The sequence below is a fragment of the Chryseobacterium paridis genome (assembly GCF_016595215.1).
Taxonomy (GTDB): Bacteria; Bacteroidota; Bacteroidia; order Flavobacteriales; family Weeksellaceae; genus Chryseobacterium; species Chryseobacterium paridis.
The window spans coordinates 163,367-186,725 of the sequence record NZ_JAENHK010000007.1; the positions used below are offsets into that span (position 1 = coordinate 163,367).

Below are 23,359 nucleotides of genomic sequence, written 5' to 3' on the forward strand. Positions count from 1 at the left end.
GAAAGTAAAAACATGATGCAATTCATGTTAAATCTTTTTAAAGTGAAATTAATGAATGCTAAAAAATGTTAAATTTGCACGATTTTAAATTAACATAAGGAAACTAAAAAATAATAATGATAAAACTCTACATAAGTGTATTTTCGATTTGCACAATGCTGAGCCTTTCGGCTCAGGAAGTAATCTGGCAAAAGGATATCAAGTCCAATACTCAGGATTTTCTAAGTCAGGTGACAACGACTATTGATCAGCAGTATTTGATTACGGGGAGTGTTATTCAGCAAGGTAGCCTTCGAGAGCCTCAGGCTACGAACAAGCAAAATAACGGATATGATTTCCATTTAGTGAAACTGAATCAGCAAGGTGACCAGGTTTGGGAGAAATATTTTGCGGGACAGAATCATGATTATTTATCTTCAACAGTTACTACTCAAGATGGCGGGTTCCTTCTTTCAGGAACCACGTATTCATCAAAGGGATTTGATAAAAAAGATGGTTCCAAGGGAGGTTCGGATATCTGGCTGATCAGAATCAATGAATTTGGTGATGAATTGTGGCAAAAAACATTGGGAACTTCTGCTGATGAAGAAGCCAGAGCTGTTATTCAAACTACTGATTTAGGTTTCTTTGTAGCAGGAAATGTGCAAAGTTCCCTTCGAGAACCTCAGGGAACTTCAACACAAAAGACACCAACGACATCTGGTTATGGATCAAAAGATGTCTGGATCACCAGACTTGATAAAAACGGAAAAGAAATTTCACAACTTGTTTTAGGTGGTTCTGGGTTAGACGAAGTAGAGAAAATGATTCCAACGAAGGATGGTGGGGCTTTATTAGGGGTTTATTCGAGGAGTTCCGAGGTTCGGGTTTCGAGTTCCGGGAATCAAAATTCAACGATAATAACCTCGAATCTCGTATCCCGCTACCCAAAAACCACCAACAATGAAGGTGAGGGTGATTACTGGATTGTAAAACTTTCAAAAGACGGAAAAGTAGAATGGGAAAAGAACTATGGAGGTAAAGGAGATGATCATTTGAGAACATTGGCACTAACCTCAACTGGCTACGTTATCGGTGGTGAAAGTCGTTCTGAACGCTCAGGAAACAAGACTGTAGGAATTGAAGAGGGAACAGATCTTTGGTTAATCTCTTTAAATGAAAGAGGCGATGAACAGTGGCAAAAATCCTACAACTTTAAGAACAGGGATATTTTGATGGGAATGAGTGTGATACAGAGCCAAGATACAAGAGCCAAGAACCCAGAGGTTACCAAAGGAATATTGTTGGGTGGATATACTCAGGCTGAAGGAAGAATAGAAACAGATGATGAAACCTTCTGGATGTTGTATCTGAATCAGGATGGTAATGAACAGTGGAGAAAATACGTAAAAGGAGAATCCAGAAAGAAAGAAGAGAGATTATCTGATATCAAATTAAACAGAGACGGTTCAATCATTTTAGCTGGAACCAGTGCAGAAGAGCTTGGAAAAGAGAATTGGAAGATTATTAAACTGGGAGATAAACAACTTGATCAATTGATCGAAAAGCAAGATATTAAGATCTATCCGAATCCGATATCAGATTATGCTTATGTAGAAATAGGTTTTGATTTTAAAGAGGCTGATATTACTTTATATGATATGGGAGGAAGACAACTCCAAAATTTAAAAACGAAGAATAAAGTGACTAAGATCAATACTCAGCCTTTAATTCAAGGTGCTTATTTGGTGGTGATTAAAACAGATACGAATAAAACAGCGAACGCTAAACTAATAAAGAAATAAACAAATGAGAAAAAACAACTTTATAAAAAACCTGTTTTTCTTTTGCTTTTTTGTTTATAGCATAATTGCTTATGGACAAAGCGGAAATACTTTTGAACTTCAGAAAAGCAATTATGAGAGCATGGGTACAGTGGATATCGCCCGAGGGAATCCCAGTATAGGTATTCCTCTATTCAATATTCCTACACAATCTTCCAAACTTAAGATCAATGTTGGAATAAGCTATTCTGCTTCAGGTATTTCATCCAAGCAAATGATTACTGATATTGGCATGGGATGGAACCTTACAGCGGGATCTTATGTATCAAGGTCTTCTCATAATTATGTGAAAGAGTATGAAGCAGGTAAGATTAATGATAAAAAGGTATACAATTCCAATATGTTTCAGTATAGCTGTCCTGGAGGAAGTGGAAGATTTGCAATAGCCTATGATAAAGCTACTAATGGAGCGAAAATTATACAAACAGAAACTTCAAAAACCAGGATCATCTTCGAGAAGACTACTGATACCACAAAATACCTGATAAAATCTTTTACAGTAATTGATGAAAATGGGTTAAAATATATTTTTGATAAAAACGATATATCATTTTATGGAATACTGAATAAGAAAGAATTGTTTCAGAGTGCTTATAACCTTACTCAAATAAAAGATGAAGGAAATAATACCATTGTAACCTATGATTATGTTCCTTATACACAGAGTATTTCAGGTGTCGGCGGAACACAGTATATTGTAAAAAACAAGCTTTTGAAAATCAATATAACGAACATTGGATCCATTGATTTTCAATATTATCAAGGCAGTGCACCCTTACCCGTTACCAACTGGACACCAACCTCTGGAGATCGTGATGCTTATTTGCTACAAAAATTAATACTCAAAGATGCAGGGTCAAGAGTTATCCATCAATATCAGGTAAATACCAATGGAAAAGAGCTACTCTCTTTATCTAAATTGGATAAGAATAATAACGTGATTGAGAAATACAGCTTTGACTATCTTTCTAATAATGGTGTAAGTATAGATAAAAAAGATGAGTTCGGTTTTGGAACGGTTTCTTCCTACCAAATCTTTGAACAGGATAGATTATATAATACTGGGGAAGTTAATCCTCATTTTGCCAATAATGGGGTTTTACAGGCAATACATTTGCCATCAGGAGGAAAAATAGAATATGAATTCGAGTCAAATACACTACCTGTACCAAGTCGTCAGTATAGTGTATCTTATAGCGGTGGTAGTATCCTAAATCATCCTTTTAAAGATTTTAAGCTGGTAAAAATAGCTGAGATCAACTTTGATATGGCTATTACCAGAGACTATTCCTTTACTGTTGACAGCTCTGTGTATACTGATGTATGTTATATCATTGGTGGAGTAAATGACGTAGAATTAAAAAATGCAGGACCTGTTCCTTTTTCCTATAGAATTAATAAGGCTAATGGTACAGAAGTACCAAGGTCAACATTTAAAAATGATACAGAGACTTCCAGTTATGAGTATTTTATAACCAATGGCATAAACAAAATACGGTTGATAGGTTCAGAACTTGAGAAAGGATCATTTATTATATATGGAGTAAAAAAGCTTTCTGAACCTTTTAACTATACCAGAGGCTTGAGGGTGAAAAGTATTAAAAAATATGATGATCCTAATGCTACACCTATAGAAATACTGGAATATAATTATGATGATTTTTCAAAACCTGGAGTTCCTAATAGTGTGCTTTATGGCTGGGATAATAGCAGTATTCTGCTAGATGGTGGATTTTATCAACCTTATGAAGAGATGCTTTATAAAAATATAAAAGTTACCAATACAACTAAGAACTATTCTACCAAGTATTCTTTTATTATGCCTAATGATAATAGTGGACAATTAAACCTACCATTTCAAAATTCCTTCAATTATGCTGATCTTAATTATAATATTTTGAATATGTTGCTTCCTGAAAAAATTGAGCAATATAAAGGGAATGGACAACTGGCACAGAAAAATGAATATCAGTACACCATAAATTATACTCCGATTGATGCTAATATTCCTGTTCCTCCAAAAATCCCATGGATAGAAACCCAGACTATCAATGGGTTTTCATATCCTGATACGAATACTGTTCTAAGCAGTTCAAGTACAATAACAGTAGAAGGTAAATATGGAAATATTATTAAAGAAATAGCTACTGACGAAACCGGAGATTATTCTGAAAAAAATTACAAATATGCTGATGATCTTAATAATCAGAAACTTAAAAATGCCAATCTGATTGCAGTTCCCATACAATCAGAAATCAAAATAACCCAGGACGGAATTTCCAAAAACATCTCTAAATCTGAGGTGAAGTTTGACCGAACTACAGATGCTTATCCCTCTTCAACTGTTTCTTATGATGTAGTAAGTGGTACACCTTCTACAGAGGGAACTTTTGATAAATATGATGCATATGGAAATGTATTGCAGCTTACCGGTAAAAGTGGTGTTCCGGTAGCCTTAGTTTATGGATACAATAATACACTTCTAATCGCTAAGGTTGAAGGTATTACCTATGACCAGCTTGCGGCTCTTAATATTATTCAGCCTATAGTGAATGCATCACTTAATGATATTTCAAATCCAGCTACGGAATCTACATTTATTACTGCTCTCGATACCTTTAGAAAGAATCAGAATTTGAAACAATATAATATAACAACCTATACTTATGATCCACTCATTGGAGTAACAAGTGAAACTTCTCCTACCGGACTTCGAAAGAATTACCAATATGACAATGCTAACCAGTTGATTAAAATCACAGACAGAATGGGCATTACATTACAAGAGTTTAAGAGTAACCTTAAAAACCAATGATCATGAAGTCAGGTATACAATACAAAGCACAGATCAGGATGAAAAAAATTATTTTATGCTTGATGTTATTAATCTCTGGATGGAGCTTTGCCCAGTCAGGGCTTACTACCAACGAAAACTATTCTTATGCGAAAAGCTGTCTTACAGAAGATTGCTCCAAAAAAGTAGAATCAGTTCAATATTTCGATGGGCTTGCCCGTCCTAAGCAAACCATTAGTATCAAAGGAACTCCATCCGGAAAAGACGTAGTACAGCATATAGTATATGATCCTACCGGAATAACGAATAAAACTTACCTGCCTGTCCCACAAAGTGTAACTCAGGATGGAGGCATTTATACGGATCCCCTTGCGAATGCTTCCCAGATTTATGGATTAGAAAAGATATTTGGAGTAACAACAATGGATATCGCTCCTTATAACAGGGTAAAACAGAGCGTAAAACCGGGAAATGCCTGGGCAAATAAACCTGTACAGTACAATTATGGGACAAATGCGGCTAATGAAGTATTGAAATTCACGGCGTCTACGATATGGGAAAATAATGCTACTAAAACGGATATTGTTAAAGCTGGGTATTATCCTGTACAAAAACTTTCTAAAAATACGGTAACTAATGAAGATGGGAATACCAGTATAGAGTTCAAAAGCGCAAGTGGAAAAACTTTGCTGGTAAAGAAAGTAATTAGTGCATCGGAGAGTATAAACACTTACTACATTTATAACGAGTATAATCAGCTTGCCTTTGTACTCTCACCGGAAGCTTCAAAAGCAATTGAAAGCACGGCTAATGGAACTAGTGTTTCTCAGAGTACACGTGATCTATTGTGCTACCAGTATAGATATGATTCAAAAGGAAGGCAGGTAGAAAAAAAATTGCCAGGAAAGGGATGGGAATATTTTGTGTATGATAAAGCTGACAGGCTTATTATGACTCAGGATGCCGAATTAGGAAAAAAAGGAAAATGGTTTTTTTCAAAATATGATAGATTGGGAAGAGTGGTATATACCGGTATAGCTGATATTGGAGCTCAATTTATCAGGGATCAGGTTCAACGCAGTACCTATGATTATATTGATCAGGGGAAACCATGGACAGAAGAACGGAATACAACGGGATTCACAAACAGTGGAATGACTGTATATTATGGTAATACAGCATACCCTACCACAATAGACAAAGTTTTAAGTATTAATTATTATGATACTTATCCAACAGGAACCCCTGCACGGCCTACACAGATTCTAGGTGTCAATACAATCAGTGACAATACTGCTAATGCAGTCAGTACAAGAAGCCTTCCTACAGCTTCTTACGTAAAAAATATTGAAGATGATAACTGGACAAAAAGTTATATATGGTATGATGATAAAACCAGGCCAATCGGGACACATTCCATCAATCATTTAGGAGGATATACTAAAACGGAGTCTTTACTAGATTTTGCTGGTATACCGCAGCAATCCAAAGTATACCATAAAAGATTAAATGCTGATACGGAAAAAATCATCACTCAAACTTATGAGTATGACAGTGGGAACAGATTAAAAAAACAATGGCATCAGGTTGGAACTGGACCTCAGGAACTACTTGCAGAGAATACCTATAATGAACTGAATCAACTTTCAGGCAAAAAAGTAGGAAATAATATCCAGGATATTGTTTATACCTACAACATCCTGGGCGCTCTTACTAAAGTTAATGACCCTGCCAGTCTTAATGGAAAGTTATTTGCTTATGAGCTTAAATACCAGAACCCTGTTAATGCCAGCGTAAAATATAATGGAAACATTACTGAAACAGACTGGAGAACTACTTCAGATAATATACTAAGAAGGTATACTTATAGTTATGATGCTTTGAATAGGTTAACAAAGGGAACGTACTCGGAGCCCGGTTCATCAGTTCCTCAAAATGGGTTCTTTAATGAAACCATTGCGTATGACAATAACAGTAATATTACCAGTCTGCAAAGAAACGGAAAGAGCTTTGTCGGTACCTCTGAACTTATTGATAATTTGACATATTCTTATACAGGTAATAAACTTAATTCCGTTAATGATGCTTCTGGAAACTATAGTGGTTATCCAGATGTCTCAGGAAATAATATTACCTATGATGACAATGGTAGTATGAAGGATCATGTGGACAAAGGTATTCTCCAGATTGATTATAATTTTTTAAACCTACCGGATTATGTAAAATTTGATAAGACTTATATACCAAGGTTATCAATCCCAGATGGTAAATACAACGTTAATACCAGGTATTTATACAGGTCAGATGGAACAAAATTAAAAAAGACTTATCAATACGGGTCTGCGGACTCAAATACGGAAACTTATACTATAACAGAGTATTTAGATGGATTTCAATATGAAAGCACAGCGAGTATTTTTAAACCTACTTCACCCCTTACTTTAAAGTTTGTTCCAACTTCTGAAGGCTACTACAATTTTGAAAATAATAAGTATATTTACAGCTATACCGATCATTTAGGAAATGTAAGGTTGAGCTATGCCAAAAATGGCTTAGGAACTGAGATCATTGAAGAAAACAATTACTATCCTTTTGGATTAAAACACCAAGGCTACAACCAATTAAGCGGTAACCCAGCATACAACTATCAATATAATGGAAAAGAACTCCAGAAAGAAACTGGATGGAGTGATTATGGAGCAAGGATGTATATGTCAGACATCGGAAGATGGGGAGTGATAGATCCGTTATCTGAGACTTCCAGAAGACTTAGTCCTTATAACTATGCAGTTAATAATCCTATTAATTTTATAGATCCGGATGGCAGAAAATCTATTTATGCCCCTGCTATGGATCCTGAAAGATCTGTAGGATTTGGTGAACGAGGCGGTCTACTACGTTATTATGCTAGTGGAGGCCATGGTGGAGTGGCTGATTATTTAGAATATTTGGGGCAGCAAAATGGAACCGCAACGTCTCTGTTAATTGCAATGTCTAAACTTAATATTGTAGGAGGTGGAGATAGCCAGACCTTTGGAGAAACACAGGAGTATAAAGATATTATGGCTTACTTAAATACGGGAAGTAATCCTAAGCCAACCTTTTGGAAAAGGGTAGGCAACTTTTTCAGTAGTTTATTTGGAGGTAATAAAGGTACGAAAGCAACTGCTGGAGCTTGGGTTGTAACAGATATAGCTTTAATTCCTGATGGTGTAGTTGCGGCTGAAACAGCTACCACTGCTACAGCTGGTACTCTTGCATCAACTGGATTACTAACTTTTGGAGCTGTTTTATTTCCTACAATGGCTAAAGATCCGGCAATACCTATAGTAATGCCTGCTGATATGGTTAATGACCAGCCAAGTGAATTTATTACATTATATAGGGGAGTATACAATGAACACCCAGATTATATGAATGCATTAAAAGGGGAAGCTCGGCCATATTCTTTAAGTGGACATGATGACCCAGAAAGACACAATGGGGGAGATTTTAAAAGTTTATTTACATCATGGACGCTTAGTTTAGGAGTAGCTAATTATAATGCAAACAAAAATGGACCTGGAGGTGTTGTGTTAATAAAGCAAATACCATTAAATCATACAGTTCCTAGTCCTGATCATTATGATGAATTAGAAGTGTTAATTCCTGGTGTAGTAAGAGGAGCAACAGTTATTGCGCCAACAGGTCCCGGTTCTCCTAGAGCATTTTAAAAAATAATAAAAGTGATAATGAATAGTCAAAAACTAAAACGAAGTATCCAAGATAAGCACCCAATTAAGAATACTCTTTTCGAAATTTTTTTTGAAGAAGATCCTTTTTTGGAAATACCTGAATCAATTATACTTGAAGCTAAGCATGCATATAACGTTTATTATGATAGATACATGATTCAAGAAACGGTGACAGGAGCAGGTATAATGGGGTATGAATTTTTGTTAAAAAATTTGAAAGAGGAAAACGGAAGTATTTTTATTTATCAGTTGAAAACAAAAATTGGGTTTATAGCATGTTTCTTTGATAAAGATGAAAATTTACTTGGTGTTTTATGGAATCACGACAAAAAAGGCTAATGTTAGTCCGTTTCAACATTCTATGACAAAAATTGAAAGAAATATTGAAATTTAAGATGCAGACAAATAAGTATTAGCTAATGGAGTATTGCGGGTTATTACAGCAAATGCTCGGCTCATAATTTTACACTTCACATTATTTATTACCAGGAGGGAATGTTTTCCTTCCTATTTTTTTGTGATCATTTGGAAATCTTTCCCCCTGCTGGCGCGAGCGTCACGCTCGTGTCCGAATAGGTAGGCGGGCAACTTATAAATAAATCCGAGAAAGTACTAATATCTCGGATTTTTATTTTAGTATTTGAAGACTATGGGCTGAAAGTAGCTTTTATTTGGAATCTTATAAATTGAAATTTAATGTTACATGAAATTACTATAAAGATGATCAGGAAAATTTTGGAAATAAATTTAAATTTGTAATGTATGAATGTTAACGAGCGTGACGCTCGCGCTAGCGGGGGAAATTGAAACTTTTGGAGGAACAGTTGAATCCTCTCCAACTAAAAATAATCCTTATCACTCTACTTTATCTGGAATAACATTTCAACAAGCTGAACAGCTATTTAACCCTAATATAAAAAAACCTACTAAATAATAAATTATGACAGAATTAGAGCTAAAAAACATTCTTGAAATATGTAATAAGGCAACAGCAGCTCCTTGGACTTCTTATGTGGAAGGGAGAGATTTTGAGTCAGGTTCAAGTTTTATAATGACAGGTAAAGATGAATATAGAGACTATGATATAGAATTTGTAAAAATAAAGCCAGAAGATCAAGATTTTATTTCTATGGCAAGGAACACGATTCCTGTATTAATTGACGAAATTATTAAGTTAAGATCAGAAAAGAAATAATGGTCAAAATTAACCCAAGATGATCAATAATATCTAGCTAATTCATAAATTACATATAGTAAAATTTGATCTCGAGTAAATTTTCTTTAAAAATCAAAAAATCCCCTTGCTGCCACATGAATCCTTTCATGCGGCATTTCATTCTAATTACTTTCAATAAACAGTCTCATTTTCTATCTTTACCTAAAAGCATATAATAATGATGAGTAGATCGTAATAAAGTGATTATTCAGATGAAAAAGGGCCTTTGGATAATATCGTAGTTTTTAGGATGTTTGATTTATGATTTTTAACCACAGGAACGGATTCGTGTGACAGCGGGAGGGGGTAAATTTGTAGTGTATGAATCAAGGATTCATATTACTAATATTGTATAAAATAGAATTTTAATATTCCCATTGTATTTACTTCAATTTCGTTTTATTTTTACTGAAAATATATTTTTATGAAAGATTATATCATTTTATTTCGTGAGCCTGATGGAAGAATGGATGAGCATGAGTATGAAGATGTACGAGTTCATCAACAACATTGGAGCGAGTGGCTGGAACGGTTAAAAGCTGAAGGCCGTTTAGTCGGGGGAAGTTCTTTAACATTAGAAGGAAGATTGATCACAGGAGATGGAACAATAATCACAAATGCAACCCACAAAGTAGGAATGGAGATCGTAGGAGGATTTCTATTATTAAAGGCAAACAATCTGGATGAAGCTACAGAAATTGTATCATCATGTCCAATTTTTGAATTTGATGGCTATGCGGAAGTTCGTGAATTTAAGAATTGAGGTTGACTACATATTTTTAATATATAAATTGATAGAGAAGGCTTTTTTGCAGTTGATTTATTAGTAGTCAATTTTATGATTAAGTTCAATAGGATTATTTTCCCTTTTTATCCCTTTTTGCACATCACTAATTATTTCTTTGTCGTCTTTAGGATTGCCATCTTTATCCAGAAAAGTAACTTTACCATAACCAAAAGGTTTTTGATAATAGGATTTTGCTAATTCTTCATACTTACTCCAATTAATAGGTAATGCTTTAACCCTTGCATCATATAAATCTTTAAACTTTTTAGTTTGTATTAAATGAAAATTATAATCTCCTGTACTATCTGCAATAGATACTATTAATCCAGGTAAACCATTAAAAATATACGGACCATCATGAATAGAGATATCATTGGTAAACCATGCCGTCCATTCTCTACCCCCATACGTTAAAGTAGCTTTTTGAGCGTTATAAGTACCTATCTTTTTCTTTTCCGATGAAATATTCCATTGTAAGTCATCTTCGATGGGAAGAAGGAAATCATCTTCTCTATTAGAAATTATTTTAGATATTTTATTTTTTGCCAGATCTTTTTTTACATAAAATTGATTCTCGAATCCAGTTTGTAGCCAACGGTTTCCTTTATGTATTCTTGTAGAGTCTGCGGTTCGGCCATGATTTTCTCTGAATATAGAGGTTTTTTCCGCAACATCTAACATCATATAACTGGTTTCAAAATTATTGGGTTTTTCAACATTGATATGATACTTCATTTCATAAACAAATGACATATTTTGAGCTAAACAAAAAGAATTACATAGTATTAAAAATAAAACTTTCATAGGTTGTTTATAATATAACATATACGTTTGATGAAATATTAATTCCAAAGATAAGAATTGATTTTGCTCGAAAATAATATGAATAAGAAATCATAAATATCACACAAGAATCGGATATATAGTTAGTTGGATGTAATCGTTAATCCTCATTCATAAAAATACCCCCGCCTAAATATTTCAGAAAAATGGATAAGTGTAAAGATACAGGTCTCCACGGATGAAGTAGCGAATGTGGGGTTGTTTTGTTTTGTACTCCATCATATAATGAAAATAATTTAAGTTGGGAATAAAGTTTGGAGTGTGGTAAAATAAAAAACACTGTCAATCATTGATTAACAGTGTTTTCAGTACCCAGTGCCGGAATCGAACCGGCACATCTTTCGATACTAGAGTTTGAGTCTAGCGCGTCTACCAATTCCGCCAACTGGGCTTGTTTTAAATTGGTGTGCAAATATAAAAACTTTTCTTACAATCTGAAAGCTTTTTATGAACTTTTCTTTAAAAATTTAATTCCAAACCATCGTAAGCAAGGTGCATTCCGGCTGGAAGTAATTTATCCTCAACGTCATGCAGTCCCAAATGATGACTGATATGTGTTATGAATAATTGTTTAGGCTTCAGTTCTTCATGCAATTGAATAACATCAGGAAGGATAAAATGGGCTGGATGGGGATCAAATTTTCGAATAGCATTTAAGATGAGAATATCCAGATCTTTTAATTTCTCTTTTTCTGTTTCAGAAATAAAGCTGGCATCTGTAATGTAGGCAAGCTTTTTAAACTTATATCCAAAAATAGGAATTTGATGGTGCATCACTTCGATGGGGGTGATTTCTGTGTCTAAAATATGAAAAGGTTTATTTTCGATTTCATGCAGATCAAAGGCAGGAGCGCCAGGATATCTCACATCAGCAAAAGCATAAGGGAAACGTTTTTTAATTTCGTTTCCAACCCTTTTATTGCTGTAAATGGGCATGTTTTCTCCACTTTTGAATATAAGAGGTCGCATATCATCGAGACCGATAACATGATCATTATGTTCGTGCGTGATAAGTGCTATGTCTACTGTATTTTCGTGATTTACCAACATCTGCTGCCTGAAGTCCGGGCCACAGTCGATCAGTATTTTTCGGTTTTCCTCAGTAGAGACCATTACCGAAGATCGTAAACGGTTGTCTTTTGGATTATCCGAAGTACAGACCTCGCAAGTACAGCCAATAACGGGTACGCCTTGGGAAGTACCAGTTCCTAAAAATTTCAACTTCATTTTGTTTTGAGGTTGGTATTATTTTGGTAAATTTACAAAAAATTTCATGTCCTAATGTATCAGAAACTAACTCCTAAACAAAAAGCATTAACAATTAATCTAGATCCTACTATTTATGGTACTTTCGCGGAAATTGGAGCAGGGCAGGAGACTGTTCGACATTTTTTTAGAGCAGGTGGGGCTTCCGGTACAATTGCTAAGGCGATGTCCGCTTACGACAAAGATTTTAGTGATGCGATTTACGGAAAAGAGGCTAAAAACAGATATGTTACTCAAAACCGACTTCGTAAAATGCTTCGATATGAAGTAGCGCTTATCGAAGAAAGGATTTCCAGAGAAAATAGCCCAAATAGAAAGTTTTTTTCCTACGCTAACACAGTAACTACCATTAATTTCGATAAAACCCTTAAAGGGCACGGATGGGTAGGAATTCGTTTTCAGGTAAAAGAAAATGAAGGATACAACGAGATTGTGATCCATGTGAAGTTCAAGGAAAATGATGCTACTTTACAACAAGAAACACTTGGAAACTTAGGGGTAAATCTTATTTTTGGAGCCTTTACTTACTATGACAATCCTCGAACATTAATCGAATCTTTATATGATGATGTAGCAACCGACAATCTTGAAATTGATATGATTGATTTCAGTGGGCCTGCATTTGATTATGTAGACAACAGGTTGATGTCTTTGCAGCTGGTAAAAAATAATATGACGGATGCCGTTATTTTCAATAGCCAGGGGAATAATATGTTACCAGCGGATATTTTGTACAAGAAAAATATCTTTGCGGTGCGAGGAAGCTTCAGACCTGTGACCAAAGTAAATATTGACATGCTGCAAAACGGTATTGACATGTTTATGAAAGACGCAGCCTGTACCCAGGAACAGACAGAGATCCTAATTGAAATTACCATTTCCAACCTTCGGGCTGATGGTGATATTGATGAAAGGGATTTCATGGATAGAGTTGATATCCTTGGTAAACTGGGGTACACTGTAATTGTTTCTAACTTCTCAGAATATTACCGATTGATTGATTATTTTGCTTCCTATACTACAGGAGATATTGGTGTTGCAATGGGAGTGAACAACCTCTTGATGGTATTTGATGAGAAATATTATAAAAATCTTTCTGGTGGAATCTTAGAAGCTTTTGGTAAATTCTTCCGTAATGGGATGAGAGTATATTTATATCCATATAAAGATCCTGAAACCCATGAATTATTAGATTCATCAACACTTAAAGTGGAAGAAAACCTAAAGGAGCTTTATAAATATTTCAAACTGAATAACCGTATCGTAGATATCAAAAATTATAATCCGGAATTCCTGGAAATTTATTCCAGAGAAATATTAAGGAAAATAGCTTGTAATATCAAAGGTTGGGAAAGTCAGGTACCAGAAGGTGTTGCAGAAATGATCAAAGAACGCGGAATGTTCGGTTATAAAGAAGAACTTTCGCTAAAACAATTTTCTTAAAATAATAATATAATGTCAGAATTAAAGAAAAGACTTTCTTCTATTCTTGAAAGTCCAAAACATAATACAGAAGAAAAGCTTCAGAAAGTTTGTCATTTGTTGGATCAGGAAATTTCCTATTTCAACTGGACAGGTTTTTATTTTAAAAATGGGGATAAAGAAGAATTGATATTAGGTCCTTATGTTGGAGCGGAGACCGATCATACTATTATTCCATATGGAAAAGGAATTTGTGGGCAGGTTGCAGTCTCTAATGAAACATTTGTAGTGCCGGATGTTCATCAGGAAAGTAATTATCTAAGCTGTTCTATTGATACCAAAGCGGAAATCGTAGTTCCCATTTTTAAGAATGGAGAAAATATCGGTCAGATCGATATTGATTCACACAAAGTAGACCCATTTACAGATGAAGATCGCGAATTATTGGAATGGCTTTGTAATGAAGTTTCCAAAATTTTGTAATAAAGATATCTTAAAGAAATAAAATCCGACTTTAGTCGGATTTTTTTATTTTACAATGTTGGTGTTTTCTTGCAAGCTCGTGCTGATTTAGCAAATCAATAACAATAAAGATCTACGTAATCTGCAAAATCTGCGAGCAAAAAAAGAAGAGCTGTTATTTAATCGGAATAAACTTCAGCTTGTTTGTAAAAATGTTTCAATCAATTTTTTCTCTTGCAGATCAAGCTGATTTAGCAGATAAATGAGCATAGAAAAACGCACTATCAAGCAAACATAAAACATTTCATCTATTCAATAGAAACGGGCTTTAGCCTGTTTAATAAAGAAGTTATACAATTGGCTTTAGCCAAAACTTATGGATTAGAATTTACATCACCTATCAAACTCCTAAAATAATTTTCACATTTCGCAATATGGGTTCCATACCAGGAAAAAGCCTCTCCATCAACGATCATAATTTTTTTATCAGGATAATATTCTTTTAACTCTGCAATATGCTTTTCCTTAAATGGGAAGGGTTCCGAGGAAAGCATGATAATATCTGTATCAGCAAGATCTCCAATGGTGATTTCCGGATAACGGGTTTTGTTTTTAAAACTATTTTCAAAACCTATTTCCTTTAAAATTTGATGGATAAAAGTATCAGATCCTATGGTCATATATGGATTTTTCCAGATCAGGTAAGCCACCTTGATTTTTGAATTAATCTTTGCCTGGTTCAGTACCTCATAAATCTTTAGATTGTATGCTTTTGCTTTTTCCTCTTCGTGAAAGATATTGCCCAGATTTTTTAATAGATAGTAATTGTCTTCAATCGTTTCTATGTTCGTTACAATTACTTTGAAATCTGTCATTAACGCTTCTACCTGTTCTTTAATATTCTCTTCTTTGTTGGCTAGAATAAGATCAGGCTGAAGACTTTTAATTTTTTCAATATTTAGATTTTTTGTTCCACCTATAATAGGAATGTTTTTTACTTTTTCTTGAGGGTGAATACAAAATTTCGTTCTTCCAATAACCTCATTTTCCGTTAAACCCAAATCAAATAAAGCCTCCGTAATAGAAGGTACCAGAGAAATAACTTTCATTGTTAGACTTTGTCTAAAATTACAAAAGTTTACCGGTTAAGAAAAGTCCGGCTACGGAAAAGTAAATAATTAATCCCGTAACATCCACTAAAGTAGCTACAAAAGGAGCGGATGAAGTAGCGGGGTCAAGCTTTAATTTTTTCAATATAAATGGAACCATAGAACCTGAAAGCGTTCCCCAAAGTACAATTAATACAAGAGATACGGCGACGCTTAAACCTACATATACCCAGTGGGCACCATAACTAAAGAAGCCTGCTTCATGCCAGATCATAATTCTTAAAAAACCTATCAGACCGAGTATTCCTCCCAGGAATAGTCCGGTGAAGATTTCTTTTCTCATTACGTACCACCAGTCTTTTAAACCTATTTCCTGAAGGGCCATGGCTCTAATAATAAGCGTTGCTGCCTGAGAACCCGAATTTCCCCCACTGGAAATAATTAAAGGGACAAATAGGGCTAATACCACGGCTTTTTGGATTTCATCTTCGAAATATCCCATTGCTGAGGCGGTAAGCATTTCAGAAAAGAATAATATGATCAACCACATTCCTCTCTTTTTTACCATCTCAATAAGAGAAGTTTGTGTGTAGGGCAAATCTAATGCTTCAAGACCCCCGAATTTTTGGATGTCTTCGGTATTTTGTTGCTCAATCTGGTCAAGAATATCATCAATCGTTACAATCCCTACAAGGACTCCTGATTCAGTAATAATGGGAAGTGCAGTACGGTCATATTTTTCAAAGTAGGTAACAGCATCCTCTTTCGAGGTCATTGTGGTGATGGCAACGAAATGGTTATCGGTGAGTTCAGAAACCAGAGTGTCCTCTTCTGCTAATAATAAACTTCCTAATGCTAAGTCATCAATAAGGCGATTTCTTTCATCCACCACATACAGATGGTTCATCGTCTCCACTCGCTTTCCTACTTTCTTGATCTGTTGCAAACATTTTTTTACAGTCCATTCCTTACGGATCTGAATGTAATATGGAGTCATCAGACGGGCAATGGAATCAGAATGATATCCCAAAAGTTTCAATGCAATCCTCCTTTCCTGTGGATTAAGATGATTGATAGAGTATTTAATAAGCTCATCCGGGAAATCTTCAAACAAAGCCGTTCTGTCATCCGGAGTCATCGCATTCAGGATTTCGGAAACCTCGTCACTTCCAATACTTCTAATGGTTTCTTCCTGGAAATCAGGATCGAGATGTGAAAAAACCTCTGCTTTATATTCTTTGGGAACCTTCAAAAACGCCAGGAGCCTCTCATCAGCAGGAAGGTTGCTAAGAGTTTCGGCAATGTCGGCAGGATTTAAGATAAGTTCGTCAGTATAATTCAAAGCGTGAGATTTTAGGATATGCAAAAATAATTCAATTTTTTAAAATTGACCAATGAAGTGGCAAAATTAAGGATTTATTAAAGTTTTATTCTTGCAAAGATTGTTAATTGATATGTGTTTATTGGGATAGATCAATAACAAAAAACATCCGCAGAAGCGGATGTTTGAGTAGTTTTAAAGTTTCTGTTTATTATTCAATAGGTTCGCAAACCGGAAAAGGAGAAGCGATGCACATTCCTCCGCTACAGCATTCTCCAGCCCAGCACTGGGTTGAATCTTTGCATTTTCTGATAGGTCCGCTACCATTGATTTCTTTTTGCATCGACCTGCTCAGTTTCTTTAAATTTAGATTTTTCATGTATTTCAATTGTAGGGGTTAATCTTCAATACAAGCCTGAGGTACACAGATTCCATTACAACACCATGCTCCAAAGCATTGTGAGTGGCTGGTGCATCTTTTAAGGGCCCCGCCATTAATTGCTTTTTGTTCTTGTCTGTTAAGTCTTTTTAAATTTTTCATAATATCTGGTTTTAGGTTGTACAGTTAATAAAGGATAGGGTTAAACTTCGATGCATGCATCTATCATGCAGAATCTGTTGCAGCAAAATCCGCCAAAACATTGTGAATTTTCTGTACATCTGATAATTCCACCACCACTAATTGATTTTTGTTCCTGTCTGTTGAGCTTTTTTAAATTTTTCATAGGGTAAAGTATTTAGGTTTTAATGTGTAACTAAAATAATGAAAAATATTAATATAAATCACATGTTTGTAGAATTAATTACTCATTATCAGTGTTTTAAAGGGTGGTAGGCAGATGTCAAAGAACAGCTGCAAACAAAACACCTGCATAAAATATGCAGGTGTAATAATGAATTTAAAAAATGAAGAGATTTATTTGTATTGGATTATACTTTAAGGGTGGGTTGGAGTAGGTTTACTCGCTGAAAACAAATCCGTTATGAAACTCTAAATGTTCAGGATATCTGAAAAATGAATTCAATTTGGTTTGTTTTGCTCATTTGATGAGACTTTTGATTCTTTTTATTGGTTGTTAGTTTTTTTAAGTTTTAACTAAATTAACAAAATTATTTGAATTATTCACAAGTAATTTTCATTTTTTTTACAAAATAATATGCATATCTTGATTTTTTGTAATTGTTTGGAAAATGAAAATATGTGTATTTGCCTTTAAGTGAGCGATTTATCAGGATTAAAAACCAGTCTCAGCAGAATGCTTTATTTTTCTTAATTTTTTAAGAATAGCTTTAATAGCTCCGTTAGTTCCAATTTTAATAGAATTTTCTGCAGAACCTAAAAGACGCATATTTTTACGATAAGTATCATAATCTGATTCGGTAATAAAATTTCCTGAAGCATCAAAGAGTTTCATGCTTACAATCACCTGATTAGAGAAAACATATTTTCCTATACCTACTTTGAAATACTTTACTTTGGGAACAATAGCAAAATCTGCATCGTTATTAACGCAATAATCTGCAATAGTTTGTGTATCTACACTGTCAAAAGGAATTTGAACTTCAGTACGAAGCATTTTATTTTTCGAATAACCACTTAAATTATCTGAAACAGCACTAAAAAATGCATGATTGGTAGGCTCCTTTATTTCTTCAATATCAGGCTCTACCTCAGGATTGAAGTAGAGGATCTTTTTTATTTTATCTTCTGAAGCACCTTTTTGTGCTTTTATTGAAGTGATACCGATCAATAAAAAAGTAGAAAACGTAGTAAAAAGTAAAATTTTTCTCATTTGTATTCGTTTGCAAAATTACTGTCTTTTAATGGGATTGCATAAAATTTATTAAGAAATTTTTAACATTTTTTTCTATCAATTTTGATACATGAAATCAATAATGTTTTGCTAACTTAAAAAATAGTCGTACTTTTGCACCCGTTACATAATAATCATTAAACAATATTGGAATGTACTTAACAACAGAAAAAAAGCAGGAAATTTTCTCAAAACACGGAAAATCTGCACAAGACACAGGAAGTGCTGAAGGACAAGTAGCTCTTTTCACTTTCAGAATCAATCACTTATCTCAACATTTAAAGGCTAACCGTCACGATTTTGCAACGGAAAGATCTTTGGTGAAATTAGTAGGTAAAAGAAAAAGTTTACTAGATTACCTTAAAAATAAAGATATCGAAAGATATAGAGCAATTATTGCTGAACTAGGTTTAAGAAAATAGTCTACAAAGATTTTCAAAATAAAAAGCAACTTCGAAAGAGGTTGCTTTTTTTATGGACTTTACTAAGTTACTTGTAAACTCACCAAATCAATTAGCAAGTAAGGCTACATAATCATTTCTGTAAATTCCTAATTGCCATGATAATAGATCAAAAAAATGAGATACATACAGCATCTCATTTTTTAATATTTTGAATATCTGGGACAATCCAGGTAATTAATGTCCCGACTTTGTTTCAGTACTACTTTCTACATGGCCGAGATATTTGGTACAATAAGCTCCGAAGATCAGAATAATAAGGTAGCAGAATACAGGAATAATAAAAGAATGTTGCACACCAAACTGATCCGCAAGATATCCCTGAAAAATTGGAACAATAGCACCTCCTAAAATCGCCATTACCACTAAAGACGATCCTTGACTTGTATATTTTCCTAATCCTGAAATGGCCAGTGTGTAAATATTTGAGAACATGATTGAATTGAAGATTCCGATTCCCAAAATACTATACATAGCTAGTTCACCGTGGTTTACCATTGCTGAAATTAATAAGGCAACATTCACAGCAGCGAAAATAGACAGGGTTCTTGCAGGAGCAGCTTTACCAACAAAGAATGCGATAAAATTGAGGACAATGAAAACAAGGAAAAAGCTAACCTGAGAGAAAGTAAGGTTGACGATACTGAAGATAACAAGGAAGACAACACTTGCAGCACCCAGCATATAAATAGCTTTCTTTCCTTGGCTGATGGATTGATTTAATGAAATAGCCCCTAAAAAGCGTCCGATCATAGCACCTCCCCAATATAAAGCAAGGTAGTTCTTACTGATGATCTCGTTGAAACCCATCACTTGTGGTTGCTCCAGAAAACTGATGATAAAACTACCAACAGCTACCTCACCACCTACATAACAGAACATCGCAAAAACTCCGAATTTCAGATGGCTGAATTCCAATGCTCCCCAACCTTTTACAATTTCCTCTTCTTCAGTCTGAAATGATGGAAGCTTTACTCTGGAGATCAATAAAGCGACTAATAAAAGGATAGCGGCAAAGATCAAATAAGGAATCCTTGTTGCTACAGCACTGAATGATCCATCAGGAGATGAGAAGAATTCAAAGATCAAATGACCTCCTAATACCGGAGCGATTGTGGTTCCGAAAGCATTAAATGCCTGGGTCATATTTAAACGGCTTGAAGCAGATTCTTCACTTCCTAATAAAGAAACATAGGCATTGGCTGTAATTTGCAATACGGTAAAACCCAGTCCCAGGATAAATAAAGCTCCCAAAAATAAAGGATAGTATGAGAAAGTAGCAGCAGGGTAGAACAAAATGCATCCAAAGGCTGCCAGAAAAATACCAAATATAATTCCCTTTTTATATCCTACTTTATTAATAGGATCCCCTTTAGAAATTGAGATAAAGAAATAAATTAATGAACCAATAAAGTACGCTCCGAAAAAACAGAACTGAACCAACATAGATTCAAAGAAAGTAAGATTAAAAAGCTGTTTCAGATAAGGAATTAAAATATCATTCATACAGGTAATAAATCCCCACATAAAAAACAGTAAAGTAATGGTAATCAAAGGAACTGTATAATTTCTGTTTTGTGTCTTTACTTCTTTATTAATCATATACATTTATTTAAAGGAAAGAGATCAATATCCCTCTTTCAACAGGTTGTAAAATTTGAGAGCTTTTGAACTATTGTGTTCTGTACAAAATAGATTTTAAAAAGCAGGGCAAATATAGGGGAACAACTTTTTTTTCTGCAAGCTTTTTATGTTAATTTTACCTTTAAATACAATTATTATCTCTAATTGAGACAAAAAAACAACAAAAAAGATATTGTCTGTTAAAATAAAAGTCAAAAAAGTGGAGATATCCTAAATTATATACTTCATATTACATTTCTTATTTCTTTTATATTTTACATATGTAATCCAAAATTGAACATGTTTTAAAAAAGAAGAAATAAGTGATTGATGGATAGTTGTTTAATAGCTAAATGTCTTTTCTTTTTTAAAATGGTAGTTACCAAGAAAATAGTTTATCTTTGCAAACAAAATTTAGACGAATTTATATCAATCACACTCAATACGGAGTGTTTAAACAAAAATTATTTATGAGTATACCTCAAGCGTTTACAGAAACGATTACTCTTGCAGACGGCAGAGAAATCACAATTGAAACAGGTAAATTAGCAAAACAGGCTGATGGTTCTGTAGTAGTAAAAATGGGTGGAACAATGCTTTTAGCAACTGTTGTAGCCAATAAAGAAGCTAATCCTGGTGTAGATTTCTTACCATTAACAGTAGATTACAGAGAAAAATTCTATGCAGGAGGAAAGATTCCTGGAAATTTTTTCCGTAGAGAAGCAAGACCTTCAGATCAGGAGATTTTAACAATGCGTTTGGTGGACAGAGTTCTTCGTCCGCTTTTCCCTGAAGATTTTCATGCTGAAGTTCAGGTGATGATTTCCCTTATTTCATATGATGGACAATCTATTCCTGATGATTTAGCTGGTTTAGCTGCTTCAGCTGCAATCGCTATTACAGATATTCCTTTCAACGGACCAATGTCTGAGGTGAGAGTAGTAAGATTCGATGGAAAACTTGCTATAAACCCAAGTTATGAAGATCTTAAGAACTCTGAACTTGATATCATGGTTGGAGCGACTAAAGATTCAATCGTAATGGTAGAAGGAGAGATGAAAGAGATCTCTGAGCAGGAAATGTTGGAAGCAATTATCTTCGGACATGCTGAAATTAAAAAACAAATCGAAGCTCAGGAAAGATTAGCTGAAAAAGTAGGTAAAGCTTTCCCGAAAAGAGAATATAGCCACGAAAATCACGATGAAGCTATCCGTGAGAAAGTGTGGAAAGAAACTTACGATAAAGTATATGAAGTTGCTAAGCAACCTTCAGGAAAAGAAGAAAGAGGAGAGAAGTTCAAGGCAGTTCTTGATGAGTTTTTAGCTCAATATGTTGATAATGCAGAAGAACTGGAAAGAGTAACTCCTTTCGTAAAAGTATATTATCATGACGTAGAAAAAGAAGCGATGCGTCAGATGATCTTAGAAGACAATATCCGTCTAGATGGTCGTGATCCTAAGACGATCCGTCCGATCTGGTCAGAAATTGATTATCTTCCGGGAGCACACGGCTCAGCAGTTTTCACCAGAGGGGAAACTCAATCATTAACAGCTGTTACTTTAGGATCTGTAAAAGATGCTAACATGGTAGACAGTGTTATGGCAAACTATGATGAAAAATTCTTTTTACATTATAATTTCCCTCCATTCTCAACAGGTGAAGCAAGACCTTTAAGAGGAACTTCAAGAAGAGAGGTTGGACACGGAAACTTAGCTCAAAGAGCTCTACAGGCTGTTATTCCTGAAGAAAATCCATACACGATCAGAATTGTTTCTGATATTTTAGAATCTAACGGTTCTTCTTCTATGGCAACTGTTTGTGCCGGAACATTAGCATTAATGGATGCTGGGGTACAGATTACAAAACCGGTTTCTGGTATTGCAATGGGTCTTATCACTGATACTAAATCTGGAAAATTCACAGTACTTTCCGATATCTTAGGAGATGAAGATCACTTAGGAGATATGGACTTTAAAGTAACAGGAACTGCAGATGGTATTACAGCTTGTCAAATGGATATTAAAATCCAGGGACTTTCTATGGATATCATGGAGCAGGCTTTAATGCAAGCTAAAGACGGAAGATTACACATCCTTAATAAAATCACTGAAACAATTGCTACACCAAGAGCAGATGTGAAACCTCATGCACCTAAAATGGTGGTTATGGAGATTGCTAAAGACTTTATTGGTGCAGTAATCGGACCTGGTGGAAAAATCATTCAGCAGTTACAGAAAGATACAGATACCGTTATCGCTATTGAAGAAGTAGGAGAAATCGGACGTATCGAGATTGCAGGAACAGACAGAGAGAAAATCAATGCTGCTGTTGCTAAGATCAACGAGATTACTTTTGTACCTGTAGTAGGTGAAGTATACAAAGGAAAAGTAGTGAAAGTAATGGACTTCGGAGCTTTTGTTGCTATTGCGAAAGGTACTGAGGGTCTTCTTCACATTTCTGAGATTGAATGGTCTCGTTTAGATAAAGTTCCTTACGCAGAAGGTGATGAAGTAGAAGTGAAGTTTATGGGTTATGATGATCGTAAGAAAATGAAGTTATCCCGTAAAGTTTTGTTGCCAAGACCTCCAAGACCGGAGCAAAAGCCAAGACAAGAAAGACCAGAAGGTGAAAGACCTGCAGCTCAGGCTCCACAGGAAAATCAAAATCCTTCAACTGAAGCTTAA

19 protein-coding genes and 1 tRNA gene are annotated in these 23,359 nt (G+C 34.7%); 11 read left to right on the forward strand and 9 right to left on the reverse strand.

All coding sequences use genetic code 11. The features are described from left to right. The first annotated feature begins 116 nt into the window (after positions 1-116). The 7 genes from JHL15_RS07690 (at position 117) to JHL15_RS07720 (ending at position 10,330) form a co-directional block, all read left to right on the forward strand. Positions 117-1,784 (forward strand): T9SS type A sorting domain-containing protein, encoded by a 1,668-nt coding sequence (locus tag JHL15_RS07690; RefSeq protein WP_200244742.1) that lies wholly within the window; start codon positions 117-119, stop codon positions 1,782-1,784. Positions 1,785-1,788: 4 nt separating this feature from the next. Continuing rightward, positions 1,789-4,638 (forward strand): hypothetical protein, encoded by a 2,850-nt coding sequence (locus tag JHL15_RS07695; RefSeq protein WP_200244744.1) that lies wholly within the window; start codon positions 1,789-1,791, stop codon positions 4,636-4,638. Between the two features lie 2 nt (positions 4,639-4,640). Further along, positions 4,641-8,330 carry a DUF6443 domain-containing protein gene (locus tag JHL15_RS07700; RefSeq protein ID WP_200244746.1) on the forward strand — a complete coding sequence of 1,230 codons (3,690 nt, stop codon included), beginning with the start codon at positions 4,641-4,643 and terminating at the stop codon, positions 8,328-8,330. 18 nt (positions 8,331-8,348) lie between these two features. Next, a complete protein-coding gene (locus JHL15_RS07705; RefSeq protein ID WP_200244748.1) occupies positions 8,349-8,690 on the forward strand; it encodes a hypothetical protein in 342 nt (113 codons plus the stop codon). Positions 8,691-9,117: 427 nt separating this feature from the next. After that, positions 9,118-9,285 carry a hypothetical protein gene (locus tag JHL15_RS07710; RefSeq protein WP_200244750.1) on the forward strand — a complete coding sequence of 56 codons (168 nt, stop codon included), beginning with the start codon at positions 9,118-9,120 and terminating at the stop codon, positions 9,283-9,285. A 6-nt stretch (positions 9,286-9,291) separates the two neighbouring features. Next, a complete protein-coding gene (locus JHL15_RS07715) occupies positions 9,292-9,546 on the forward strand; it encodes a hypothetical protein (protein ID WP_200244753.1) in 255 nt (84 codons plus the stop codon). 445 nt (positions 9,547-9,991) lie between these two features. Continuing rightward, positions 9,992-10,330, forward strand: a complete 339-nt coding sequence (locus JHL15_RS07720; RefSeq protein ID WP_200244755.1) for a YciI family protein — start codon at positions 9,992-9,994, stop codon at positions 10,328-10,330. 60 nt (positions 10,331-10,390) lie between these two features. On the opposite strand, the gene JHL15_RS07725 is transcribed toward JHL15_RS07720, so the two are convergent. The 3 genes from JHL15_RS07725 to JHL15_RS07735 form a co-directional block, all read right to left on the reverse strand. Continuing rightward, the gene (locus JHL15_RS07725) at positions 10,391-11,179 is read right to left on the reverse strand and encodes a GLPGLI family protein (protein WP_317193023.1); all 789 of its coding nucleotides are present in this window, start codon (positions 11,177-11,179) and stop codon (positions 10,391-10,393) included. A 327-nt stretch (positions 11,180-11,506) separates the two neighbouring features. Further along, positions 11,507-11,588: transfer RNA gene (locus JHL15_RS07730), tRNA-Leu, on the reverse strand. Positions 11,589-11,656: 68 nt separating this feature from the next. Further along, on the reverse strand, positions 11,657-12,424 hold the full coding sequence (locus tag JHL15_RS07735; protein WP_200244759.1) for an MBL fold metallo-hydrolase: 768 nt from the start codon (positions 12,422-12,424) through the stop codon (positions 11,657-11,659). Positions 12,425-12,478: 54 nt separating this feature from the next. Here JHL15_RS07735 and JHL15_RS07740 point away from each other — a divergent pair, with 54 nt between their 5' ends. Together JHL15_RS07740 and JHL15_RS07745 are read left to right on the forward strand one after the other, a co-directional pair. Further along, positions 12,479-13,906, forward strand: a complete 1,428-nt coding sequence (locus JHL15_RS07740; RefSeq protein ID WP_200244761.1) for a TonB-dependent receptor — start codon at positions 12,479-12,481, stop codon at positions 13,904-13,906. A 12-nt stretch (positions 13,907-13,918) separates the two neighbouring features. Continuing rightward, positions 13,919-14,368 carry a GAF domain-containing protein gene (locus JHL15_RS07745; RefSeq protein WP_200244763.1) on the forward strand — a complete coding sequence of 150 codons (450 nt, stop codon included), beginning with the start codon at positions 13,919-13,921 and terminating at the stop codon, positions 14,366-14,368. Positions 14,369-14,721: 353 nt separating this feature from the next. Here the strand turns inward: JHL15_RS07745 and JHL15_RS07750 are convergent, their stop codons facing one another. From JHL15_RS07750 to JHL15_RS07770, 5 genes are all read right to left on the reverse strand, one after another. Further along, complete coding sequence (locus JHL15_RS07750; RefSeq protein ID WP_200244765.1) at positions 14,722-15,456, reverse strand: ABC transporter substrate-binding protein; 735 nt, start codon at positions 15,454-15,456, stop codon at positions 14,722-14,724. 19 nt (positions 15,457-15,475) lie between these two features. Beyond that, a complete protein-coding gene (gene mgtE / locus JHL15_RS07755; protein WP_172276892.1) occupies positions 15,476-16,798 on the reverse strand; it encodes a magnesium transporter in 1,323 nt (440 codons plus the stop codon). A 190-nt stretch (positions 16,799-16,988) separates the two neighbouring features. Continuing rightward, entirely contained in the window at positions 16,989-17,156 is a 168-nt protein-coding gene (locus JHL15_RS07760; RefSeq protein WP_200244766.1) for a hypothetical protein, read from the reverse strand. 202 nt (positions 17,157-17,358) lie between these two features. Next, positions 17,359-17,502, reverse strand: a complete 144-nt coding sequence (locus JHL15_RS07765; protein WP_200244767.1) for a bacteriocin-like protein — start codon at positions 17,500-17,502, stop codon at positions 17,359-17,361. Between the two features lie 510 nt (positions 17,503-18,012). Then, positions 18,013-18,570 (reverse strand): pyruvate decarboxylase, encoded by a 558-nt coding sequence (locus JHL15_RS07770; RefSeq protein ID WP_200244769.1) that lies wholly within the window; start codon positions 18,568-18,570, stop codon positions 18,013-18,015. Between the two features lie 173 nt (positions 18,571-18,743). Here JHL15_RS07770 and rpsO point away from each other — a divergent pair, with 173 nt between their 5' ends. Beyond that, positions 18,744-19,013, forward strand: a complete 270-nt coding sequence (gene rpsO, locus JHL15_RS07775; RefSeq protein ID WP_089029486.1) for a 30S ribosomal protein S15 — start codon at positions 18,744-18,746, stop codon at positions 19,011-19,013. Between the two features lie 216 nt (positions 19,014-19,229). Here rpsO and JHL15_RS07780 read toward each other — a convergent pair whose 3' ends face one another. Further along, positions 19,230-20,654, reverse strand: a complete 1,425-nt coding sequence (locus JHL15_RS07780) for a sugar MFS transporter (protein WP_234047713.1) — start codon at positions 20,652-20,654, stop codon at positions 19,230-19,232. A gap of 491 nt (positions 20,655-21,145) precedes the next feature. On the opposite strand from JHL15_RS07780, the gene JHL15_RS07785 reads away from it, so the two are divergent. Beyond that, complete coding sequence (locus tag JHL15_RS07785) at positions 21,146-23,359, forward strand: polyribonucleotide nucleotidyltransferase (RefSeq protein ID WP_200244771.1); 2,214 nt, start codon at positions 21,146-21,148, stop codon at positions 23,357-23,359.